Annotated in this window: 1 protein-coding gene (cut by a window edge); it reads right to left on the bottom strand. The window is 72.5% G+C overall.

What is annotated here, in order from left to right; translation table 11 throughout:
* Nucleotides 1-11,333 carry part of the coding region annotated (locus tag G4D86_RS53565; RefSeq protein ID WP_240360880.1) for a non-ribosomal peptide synthase/polyketide synthase on the bottom strand (this coding region is incomplete at its 3' end). 8,330 nt of the annotated region lie beyond the right edge of the window, so 11,333 of the 19,663 annotated nt are shown.

Here is an 11,333-nt window from a genome sequence, read left to right as displayed (position 1 = left end):
ACTGCAGCCACACCTCTTCCGGCCCGAAGTGCGCGAAGTCCGTGCCCAGCACCAACCGGGACACCGCTCGGTGCGGCACGCCCACACCCTTCGGGCGGCCCGTGCTTCCCGACGTGAACATCACGTACGCCAGGTGGTCTCCACCCACGCGCGTCGGCAGGTTGCCTTCCGGCTGGCGCAGGAGGACCTCCCATTGCGAGTCCACGCAGAAGACCAGCTCGCCGCCCTCGGCCACCTCATCCGCCAGCTTCTCCTGTGCCACCAGCAGCGCGACTCCCGCCTCGCGCTTCATCCAGGACAGGCGCTCCAGCGGGTAGCTGGGATCCAGCGGCACGTACACACCACCGGCCTTGAGGATGCCCAGCACGCTCACCACCAACTCCAGCGAGCGCTCCACGCACAGGCCCACTCGCACCCCGGGCCCCACGCCCATTCCCTTCAGGTGGCGCGCCAGCTGGTTGGCCCAGCGATTCAGCTCCACGTACGTGAGCCGCTGGCCCTCGTACTCCACCGCCACCGCGTCAGGGGTCCTCAGCACCTGCGCTTCGAACAGCTCGTGCAGCCCGGCCTCTCGCGGGAACTCGACGGCCCTGCCACTCCACTCCTCCACTCGCCGCCGCTCTTCCCTGCCCATCAGCGGCAGGTCCATCAGTCGCTGCTCGGGGCTCGCCACCGCCGACTCCAGCAGCACCCGCAGGTGTCCCAGCAGTCGCTCCATCGTCGCGGCTTCGAACAGGTCGCTGTTGTAGTTGGCCGCCACCGCCAGCCCCTGCGGCGTCTCTCCCACCAGGAGTGACAGGTCGAACTTCGACGTCTTCTCCTGCGCGTCCAGGCCCTGGAGCGTCAGCTCTCGCAGGTGGAATTCCTTCGTCGGCGTGTTCTGCAGCGTCAGCGTCACCTGGAACAGCGGACTGCGGCTCAGGTCTCGCTCGGGCTGCAGCTCCTCCACCAGCTTCTCGAAGGGCACGTCCTGGTGGGCATACGCCCCCAGCGTCACTTCACGCACCTGCGCGAGCAGCTGCCGGAAGGTGGGGTTGCCACCGAGCTTCGTGCGCAGCACCAGCGTGTTGATGAAGAAGCCGATGAGCCGCTCGGTCTCCTCGCGGGTGCGTCCCGCGATGGGCGCGCCCACGCTCACGTCCTCCTGCCCCGAGTAGCGCGACAGCACCGTCTGGAACGCCGCCAGCAACACCATGAAGGGCGTGGCGCCTTCCTTCCGCGCCAGCGATTTCACCTCGCCCCAGAGCGTCTCCGGCCACAGGGTGCTCAGCAGCGCACCGTGGAACGTCTGCATCGCCGGACGTGGCTTGTCCGTGGGCAGCACCAGCGCTCGGGGCGCTCCGTCGAGCTGCATCCTCCAGTACGCGAGCTGCTCGTCCAGCACCTCGCCCCGCAGCCAGTCCTGTTGCCAGAGGGCGTAGTCCCCGTACTGGAGAGGCAGCTCCGGCAGCGTCGGGCGCTGCCCGTGGGCGAGCGCCTCGTAGAGCTCCGCGACCTCGCGCACGAGGATGTTCATGGACCACTCGTCCGAGACGATGTGGTGCATCACCAGCACCAGCACGTGCGTCCGCTCGCCCAGGCGCAGGAGCGTCGCCCTCAGCAGCGGCCCCCGGGTCAGGTCGAAGGGGCGCTGTGCTTCTTCTTCAATCCACCGTTTGGTCTCCGCGTCGCGGTCCGCCTGTGGCAGTCCCTCCAGATCCACCGTCAGGAAGGCCACCGTCGGCTCCGGCGAGATGACCTGCACCGGCGTGCCGTCCTCCACACGGAACGTCGTGCGCAGCACCTCGTGCCGGCGCAGCAGCTCCCCGAAGCTCCACTCCAGCGCACGGGCGTCCAGCGGCCCGGACAGCCGGACCACGGAGGGCACGTTGTAGAACGCGCTCCCCGGCTGCAGCTGGTCGAGGAACCACAGTCGCTGCTGCGAGAAGGACAGCGGCAGCCGGCGCGTGCGCGGCAGGGCCTTCAGCCGAGGCAACGGGGCGTGCTGCCCCTGCCGCTGCGCCTGGTCCACGCGGCGGGCCAGCTCGGCCACCGTGGGCGCCTCGAACAGCTCGCGCAGGGCCAGCTCCACCCGGAACGTCGACCGCACGCGCGAGACGAGCTGCGTGGCCAGCAGCGAGTGGCCGCCCAGCTCGAAGAAGCCGTCGTGTACGCCGACGCGCTCCACGCCCAGCACCCGGCTGAAGAAGCCGGCCAGCAGCTCCTCCGTCGGAGTGCGCGGCGCGACGTACTCGCGCTCGGAGATCTCCGCGTCGGGCGAAGGCAGCGCCTTGCGGTCCACCTTCCCGTTCGGAAGCAGCGGGAGGGACTCCAGCACCACGAAGGCCGACGGCACCATCGCGGGCGGCAGGCGCCCGGCGAGCCAGGTCCGCGGCGCCTCCGTCACAGGGGCGCTGCCGGCCGAGACGACCTCGCCTGGCGTGGCGCTCCGAAGCACCATGTACGCCACCAACCTCGCGCCACCGGAAGCGTCCTCCCGGGCGATGACGAGGGCCTCGCGCACGTCGGGGTGACGCGCCAGCACGGCCTCCACCTCGGCCGGCTCGACGCGGACGCCTCGCACCTTCACCTGGGCGTCCACGCGGCCCAGGAACTCCAGGGAGCCGCCCGCGCGCCAGCGCGCGCGGTCGCCCGTGCGGTACAGCCGGGCGCCGGGTGCTCCGCCGAAGGCGTCCGGCACGAAGCGCTCGGCCGTCAGCTCCGGCCGGCCCACGTAGCCGCGCGCCAGGCCGTCGCCACCGATGAACAGCTCACCGGGCACGCCCTCCGGGACGGGTTGCCCGGCGGCGTCCAGCACGTACGCCTGCGTGTTGGCGATGGGCCGGCCGATGGGCGCGGAGGGGCCCTCCCCAGGCGCACCCCCGAGCCACGCCGTCGCGTCGACGGCGGTCTCGGTGGGTCCATAGGCATTGATGAGCCAGGTGGACGGCAGCCGCTCACCCACCCGATGGACCAGGTCCACGGGCAGCGCCTCGCCTCCGGAGATCAGCACGCGCAGCCCCGCTGCGCGCTCCAGGTGCTCCTCGTCCAGCAGGACCCGGATCTGCGACGGCACGAGCTGGAGCACCGTCACCCGCAGGCGCTCCAGCGTCTCCAGCAGGACGCCCGAGTCGCTGTTCGCCTCGGCGGGCGCGAGCACCAGCTGCGCGCCGGCCACCAGCGTCGCCAGCACCTCCGGCACGGAGACGTCGAAGCCCAGCGTGGTCTTCTGCAACACCCGGTCCTCCGCCCCCAGCTCCAGCGCGGAGATGAACCACGCCGTGTGCCGCGCCAGCGCGCGGTGGGACACGAGCACGCCCTTGGGCCGGCCCGTGGAACCCGAGGTGAAGAGGACGTACGCGGCATGGTCCGCCAGGACAGCCGGCGCCGGTGTGCCAGCGGCCGTGGCCTCCGAAGCAGGCGCGGCCTCGTCGAGGAGCACCACCCGAGCGGCGCTCGGGGGCAGCGCGTCGCGCAGGGCCCGCTGGGTGAGCAGCACCGTCGGGCGCGCATCCTCCAGCATGAGCGCAAGCCGTTCGCGCGGAGAGTCCGGCTCCAGCGGCACCCAGGCGCCACCGGCGTCGAGGATGGCGAGGAGCCCCACCACCATCTCGGGCGAGCGAGAGGCGCACAGGCCCACGCGCACCTCGGGCCCCACGCCGAGCCGCCGCAGCCGCGCGGACAGGGCCCGCACCTGCTCCATCAGTCCGGCATACGTGAGCTGCCCGCCGTCCCAGCGGAGCGCCACGGCCTCGGGCATTCGTGCCGCGCGCGCCGCGAGCTGCACGTGGACCGGGGTGTCGCGTGGGTAGTCCGCCGCGGTGTCGTTCCACTCCACCAGCAGCCGGTGCCGCTCGCCGGACGACAGCAGCGGCAGGTCGGCCAGGCGCTGCTCCGGTGCGGCGACGGCCGCCTCCAGCAGAGTGAGCCAGTGCGACGCCATGCGCTCGATGGTGGCCGCGTCGAACAGGTCGGAGTTGTACTCGAAACCGCCGGAGAAACCGTCCGGCAGGTCCTCCAGGCCCAGGGAGAGGAAGAACTTCGCCGCGCCGAGCTCCGCCTCCAGCAGGGTCAGCGAGAGGTCTCGCACCCGCTCCTGCGGGACGGGCGTGTTCTGCAGGGAGAACATCACCTGGAACAGCGGCGAGTGGCCCAGGCTGCGCGTGGGCTGCAGGTCCTCCACCAGTCGCTCGAAGGGAACGTCCTGGTGGGCGTAGGCGCCCAGGGCCGCATCGCGGACCTGCCCCAGCAGGGCCCGGAAGGACAGGCTTCCGGACGGGCGCGCCCGCAGCGCCAGCGTGTTGACGAAGAAGCCGATGAGGCCTTCCGTCTCCGCGCGGTTGCGGCCCGCCACCGGCGTGCCGACAACGAGGTCTTCCTGTCCCGAGTAGCGCGCCAGCAGCGTCTGGAAGGCCGCCAGCAACACCATGAACGGCGTGGCCCCTTCGCGCTGGGACAGCGTCTTCACCGCCTGGGTGAGGGCTCCAGGGAGGCGGACGGGAACGTTGGCGCCGCGGAAGGTCTGCACCGCGGGCAGGGGCCTGTCGGTGGGAAGCGCGAGCACCTGGGGTGCTCCATCGAGCTGCCTCCGCCACCAGTCGAGCTGCCGCTGGAGCGCGCCGCTCTCCAGCCAGGAGCGCTGCCACGCGGCGAAGTCGGCGTACTGCACCTCGAGCTCGGGCAGCGGCGAGGGCCGTCCGTCGCGGAAGGCCTCGTAGAGCGCGGTGAACTCACGGATGACGACGCCCAGGGACCACCCGTCCGAGACGATGTGGTGCATGTTCGCCAGCAGGATGTGCTCCTGCTCCGATCGCTTCAGCACGCGGGCCCGCAGCAGCGGACCGCTGGAGAGGTCGAACGGGCGCAGCGCCTCCTCGCGGACCAGCCGGTGGACCTCGGCCTCGCTCTGTTCCGGTGGCAGCGACGAAAGGTCGATGACCGCGAACGGGAGCACGGCCTGCTGGGAGACGACCTGCACGGGCGAACCGCCCTCGGTACGGAACGTCGTGCGTAGCACCTCGTGCCGGCGCACCAGCTCGCGGAGGCTGCGCTCCAGGGCGTCCACCTCCAGCGGGCCCACGAGTCGTGCCGCCAGGGGGATGTTGTAGAAGGCGCTGCCCGGCTCCAGCTGGTCGAGGAACCACAGTCGCTGCTGCGCGAAGGACAGAGGCAGTGCGCCCGTGCGCGCCACCCGCTTCAGCGGCGGGGCCTGGGGCTCCGCGGCCCGGTCCCGCGTCTCCTCCATGCGACGGGCCAGCTTCGCCACCGTGGGGGCCTCGAAGACGTCGCGGAGCGGCAGCTCCACCCGGAAGGCCTCGCGCACGCGCGAGACGACCTGCGTCGCCAGCAGCGAGTGGCCGCCCAGCTCGAAGAAGTCTCCGTGCAGGCCGACCTGCGTGAGGTTGAGCACCTCCGCGAAGATGGCGGCCAGCTTCTGCTCGGCCTCCGTGCGCGGCGCTTCGAACGTCTGCGGCTTCGGAGCCTGGACGTCCGGTGCAGGCAGGGCCCTGCGGTCCACCTTGCCGCTCGGCGTCAGCGGCAGTGCGACCAGCGCCGCGTAGGCGGACGGCACCATGTAGTCCGGCAGCCGCTCCTTCAGGAACGTGCGCAGCGCCGTGGCGTCGAGCGTCTGTCCCGGCTTCAGGACGACCCAGGCCCCCAGCCGCGCATCTCCCGGTGAGACCTCATGCGCCACGACGGCGACGCGCGCCACCGCCGGGTGCTGCGCGAGCACTGCTTCCACTTCTCCAGGCTCCACGCGAGCGCCGCGCACCTTCACCTGGTCATCCGCCCGGCCCAGGTACTCCAGCCGGCCGTCCGGCATCCATCGGGCGACGTCTCCCGTGCGGTACATCCGCGCGCCAGCTGTGGCACCGAACGCGTCTGGCAGGAAGCGCTCCGCCGTCGCGTCCGGCCGGCCCAGGTAGCCACGCGCCACGCCGGGGCCCGCCACGTACAGCTCGCCGCGCACGCCCGAAGGCACCGGGCGCAGCGCCCCGTCGAGGACGTATGCGCGCAGGTTGTCGATGGGCCGGCCGATGGACACCGGGCCCTCGCCCACCTCGTCCGCCGTCGCGTCCGCCGCAACTTCCGAGGAGCCGTAGAGGTTGAGCAGCCGCGCGTGCGGCAGCCGCTCGCGGAAGCGTGCCGCCAGCTCGTCCGGCAGCCGCTCGCCGCTCGTCACCCAGGTGCGCAGCGACGCCAGCCGGCGTGCCACGTCCGGCACCTCCAGCAGGGCCCGCAGCAGCGAAGGGACGAGCACCAACCGCGTCACCCGGCCCTGCTCCATCGCTTCGACCAGCAGCGCCGGGTCCTTCGCCGTGTCGTCGGACAGGAGCAGCGCGGGCACGCCGGCAAGCAGGGGCCCGAGCACCTCCCACACCGAGTCCACGAAGCTCAGCGCCGTCTTCACGGTGCACACTTCGCCCGGCTCGAACGGGACGGTGCGCCACATCCACGCGAAGCGGTTGAGCGTCGCGCGGTGCGTGGCCATGCCCCCCTTGGGCCGACCCGTGGAGCCAGAGGTGAAGATGACGTACGCGAGCGCGTCACCGCCCACCGTCGGAGGCAACGGCTCCCCCGCGTCGGCCTTGCCGTCCTCGAGCCAGAGCACGGGGACTCCATCGTGGGGAGGCAGCCGGTCCGCCAGGTGACGCCGCGCGAGCAGCACCGCCGGGTGGCTCTCCTCCACCATCCACGCGAGCCGCGCACGCGGGTACGCAGGATCCAACGGGACCCACGCCGCGCCCGCCTTCAGCACGGCCAGCACGCCCGCCACCATCTCCACCGAGCGGTCCGCGCACAGCGCCACGCGCGACTCCGCCCCCACGCCCATTCCCCGCAGCGTGCGCGCGAGGCCCTCGGCGCGGGCCGCCAGCTCCCGGTACGTCACTCGCGAGTCCCCCGCCAGCAGGGCCACCGCATCCGGCGTGCGCGACGCCTGGGCGTCGAACAGCACCGCGAGGCTGGCCTCCGAGTCGAAGGTAGCCCGAGGCCCGTGCCCGGCTTCGAGCACCCGGCGCCGCTCCTCCTCATGCAGCATCGGCACGTCACCGAGCCGCTGCGCTCCGGAGGCCAGCCCCTCCATCAGCGTCCGCCAGTGCACCAGCAGCCGGGCCACCGAGTCCGCGCCGAAGAGCGCGGGCGCATACGCGAGGCTCAGCCGCAGCGTGTTGCCCGGCACCACGTAGGCGATGAGCGGATAGTTGCCCTGCTCCTGGCTCTGCACATCCCGCACTTCCATCCCCGGGACGCGCTGTCCCAGCGAGGTGTCGAGCGGGTAGTTCTCGAAGATGAGCAGGCTGTCGAAGAGCGGCAGGCCGCGCGGCACGTCGCTCCAGCCCTTCACCTGCACCAGCGGGCTGTGCTCGTACTGGCGCATCTCGAGTTGCCGCGCCTGGAGTCGCTGGAGCCAGGAGACCACGGTCTCCCGCTCGGGCAGTGTCACCCGCACGGGCAGCGAGTTGATGAACAGGCCCACCATCGACTCCGCGTCGGGCAGGTCCACGGGCCTGCCGGAGACGGTGGCGCCGAACACCACATCGTCCTCACCCGCGTGCCGCGCGAGCAGCAGCGCCCACGCGCCCTGCGCCAGCGTGTTGAGGGTGATGCCATTCTTCCGCGTGAAGGCATGGAGCGCCGCGGTGGTCTCCGGCGACAGATACAGCTTCTCCTCGCCGGTGACGGCGGCCTCCACTCCAGGCGCCACGGGCCGGGCGGCGGGCAGCGGAGTCGGCGCGGTGAAGCCCGCCAGCTCCTTCCGCCAGAACGCCTCCGCGCGCGACAGGTCCTGCCGCTGGAGCCACGCCATGTAGTCGCGCCAGGCGGCAGGACGCGGCAGCGCGGGCTCGCGGCCCGACGTGAGCGCCTCGTAGCAGGCGAACACCTGCTGGAGCATGAGCCCCACGCTCCATCCGTCCATCACCAGGTGGTGGTGGCTCCAGAGGAAGCGGTACTCCTCCTCGCCCACGCGCACGACGTCCATCCGGGCCAGCGGCGCCGGGGACAGCTCGAAGCCACGGGCCCGGTCCTCGCGGACCATGGCGTCCAGCCGCGTGCGCTGCTCGTCGCCGGGCAGGCCGCGCAGGTCATGCTCCGTCCAGGGCAGCTCGGCCCGGGTGTGGACGACCTGGAGCGGCTCGGACAGTCCCTCGTGAGCGAAGGAGGTCCGCAGGACGGCATTGCGGGCGATGACCTCCGCGTACGCACGCCTCAGCGCGGGCACGTCCACCTGGCCTCGCGCGGTCCACGCGAGCTGCTCATGGAAGACGCCCGAGCCGGGCGCCGCCAGCGCCGCGTGGAAGATCATGCCCTGCTGGAGCGAGGTGAGCGGGTACAGGTCCTCGACGTCCGGGTGCTGGCGCAGCAGGCGCTCCAGCGAAGCGGGCGTGAGGTGCGCCAGCGGGAAGTCTCCGGGCGAGCGGCGCGCCGCGTCCGGGCTCCTGCGGCCATCCACCAGCTCGCGCAGCACGTCCAGGAACCGGGTGGCCACGGCTTGAATGGTGGCGCGCTGGTGCACGTGGGTGCTGTAGGCCCAGGTCACCTTCAGCCGGCCCTCGCTCACCACCGCGTTCACTTCGACGCGGTGGGGCCTGCGGCCTCCCGCGCCATGCCACGGGCCGCTCGGCTCCTCCGTGAGGGCGAAGCGCTCCGAGCCACGGGACGCCGCGTCCAACTGGCCCAGGTAGTTGAAGCCCACCTCGGCACGAGGCTCGGTGCGCAGCGCCTCGGCCGTGTCCTCTCGCAGGTAGCGCAGCAGCCCGTGGCCGATGCCATTGGCGGGCAGCCTGCGCCGTGAATCCCGGATCGCCCGGAGCACGTCACCCGGGCTGCCACCCTCCGGAAGCTCCACTTCCAGCGGGAAGGTGCTGGTGAACCAACCCACCGTGCGGGACAGGTCCACGTCCGCGAAAAGCGCCTCACGGCCGTGGCCCTCCAGCTCCAGGCGCACCCTGCGGCCACCCGTCCAGCCGGAGATGGCCTTCGCCACCGCCGCGAGCAGCACCTCGTCCACGCGGGCCCGGTAAGCCATGGGCGTCTCGGCCAGCAACGCACGGGTCTCCGTCTCACCGAGCGTCACCGTGAGCAGCGCCTCCGAGCCCGGCGTGTCCTCACCGCCCGACAGGTCCACCGGCAGCGGCGACACGTCCCCCGTCGCCTTCCAGAGGGGCAGCTCACGGGACAGTGCCTCCGAGCGAGCGTGCACCACCAGCCGCTCCGCCCACGACTTGAACGACGTCGTCTTCGCCGGCAGCGACACCTGCGCGCCGCGCTCCAGCTGCGTGTAGGCCGTCTCCAGGTCCTCCAGCAGCGGCTGCAGCGAGACACCATCCACGGCGAGGTGGTGCACCACCAGCAGCAGCCGCGCCGTGCGGCCCGCGCCCCGCTCGAAGAGGACGGCGCGCAGCAGCAGTCCCTCGCCCAGGTCCAGGCTCCGGTGGACCTCCGCGCCCACCTTCTCCAGCGCCGCGCCCTGCTCCGCCTCCGGCACGGAGGACAGGTCCGCGCGCCGCAGCGTCACCTTCTCGGGCACGGGTGCGTTGAGCTGGCGCCAGCCTTCCGCCGTCCGCGTGAAGCGCAGGCGGAGCGCATCGTGGTGGGCCACCAGCGCCACCAGCGCCTTCTCCAGCAGCACCGCGTCCACCGGCCGGCGCACCTCCAGCACCGCCGCCAGGTTGTAGTGGTGCGGCTCCGGCAGCGCCCAGTCCTCGAAGAAGATGCGCTGCATCGGCGTCAGCGGAACGGGGCCTTCCACCACGCCCTGCTCCGCCGTGCCCGCTTTCGCCGCGCCCGCCGCCGCGGCCAACTCCACGAGCGTCTGCTTCTCGAAGAGCATGGCCGGCTCCAGCGCCAGCCCCGCCGCCTTCGCGCGCGAGACAATCTGGATGCCGAGGATGGAGTCGCCGCCCAGTTCGAAGAAGTTGTCGTGCAGGCCCACGCGCTCCACGCCGAGCACCTGCGCCCAGAGCGCCGCCAGCGTCTTCTCCGCGTCGGTGACCGGCTCTACGAACGTCTTCCCCGGACCCACGCGCGCGGTGTCCGAGGCCGGCAGCGCCGCCCGGTCCACCTTCCCCGCCGGCGACAGCGGCAGTGCGTCCAGCGCGACGAAGGCCGCCGGCACCATGTGCTCGGGCAGCCGCTCCTTCAGGAAGGCGCGCAGCGCGGTGACGTCGAGCGCCGCCGCATCCGCCACGAGGTAGCCTACCAGTCGCTTCGTCCCCGGCGGCTCCTCGCGCACCGAGGCCACCGCGTCGCTCACGCCGGGGTACTGGCGCAGCGCCGCTTCCACCTCGCCCAGCTCGATGCGGTACCCACGCACCTTCACCTGGTGGTCCGTGCGGCCCACGTACTCCAGCCGCCCGTCCAGGCGATAGCGAACGCGGTCTCCCGTCCGGTACAGGCGCGCACCGGACTCGCCGGAGAGCGCATCCGGCACGAAGCGCTCCGCCGTCAGCTCCGGCCGGCCCAGGTAGCCACGCGCCACGCCCGGTCCACCGAGGAACAGCTCACCCGGCACGCCCGGAGGCACGGGCTGTCCCCACCCGTCCAGCACGTACGCGCGCATGTTCGCGATGGGGCGCCCGATGTCCGGCCGCTCCGCGTCCAGCTCCGTGGAGACCGTCGCGCAGACCGTGGCCTCCGTCGGACCGTAGCCATTGAGCAACCGCCGCCGCGACGTCCAGCGCCGCGCCAGCTCCGGCGAGCAAGCCTCTCCGGCAGAGATGACCGTCTCCAGCGCGGGCAGGCCCTCGGGCTCCAGCTGCGACAGCGAGGACGGCGTCAGCGTCACGGTGGTGATGCCGCGTGCCTCCAGCACCTCGCGCAGCGGCGCACCCGGCAGCAGCGAGTCACGCGGCGCCAGGTGCAGCTCCGCTCCGGCCACGAGCGTGGAGAGCACCTCCAGCACGGACGCGTCGAAGCCGAGCGCCGCCGCCTGGAGCACCCGCTTCCCCGGCCCCACGCCGTGCGCGCGGATGACGGCGCGCACCGTGTTGCACAGGCCCTGGTGCGGCACGAGCACGCCCTTCGGCGTCCCCGTGGAGCCCGACGTGTAGATGACGTACGCCACCCCTCCGGAGAGCACGCCGGAGCGCGGCGGCTCCGTCGGGTTCCGGCCGATGTGGCTCCACTCCGTGTCCACGGAGACGAGTAGCTCGTTGCCGGCGGGAAGCTCGTCCGCGAGGTGCGCCTGTGTCACCACCACGGACAGCCCGGCGTCCCGCATCATGTAGGTCAGCCGCGCGTTGGGGTACGCGGGGTCCAGCGGGACGAACGCGCCGCCCGCCTTCAGCACGCCGAGCAGCCCCACCACCAGCTCCGCCGAGCGCTCCGCGCACAGCCCCACCCGCACCTCC

The sequence above is a fragment of the Pyxidicoccus caerfyrddinensis genome (assembly GCF_010894405.1).
Lineage (GTDB): Bacteria > Myxococcota > Myxococcia > Myxococcales > Myxococcaceae > Myxococcus > Myxococcus caerfyrddinensis.
This window is presented reverse-complemented; position numbering and strand designations above follow the sequence as displayed.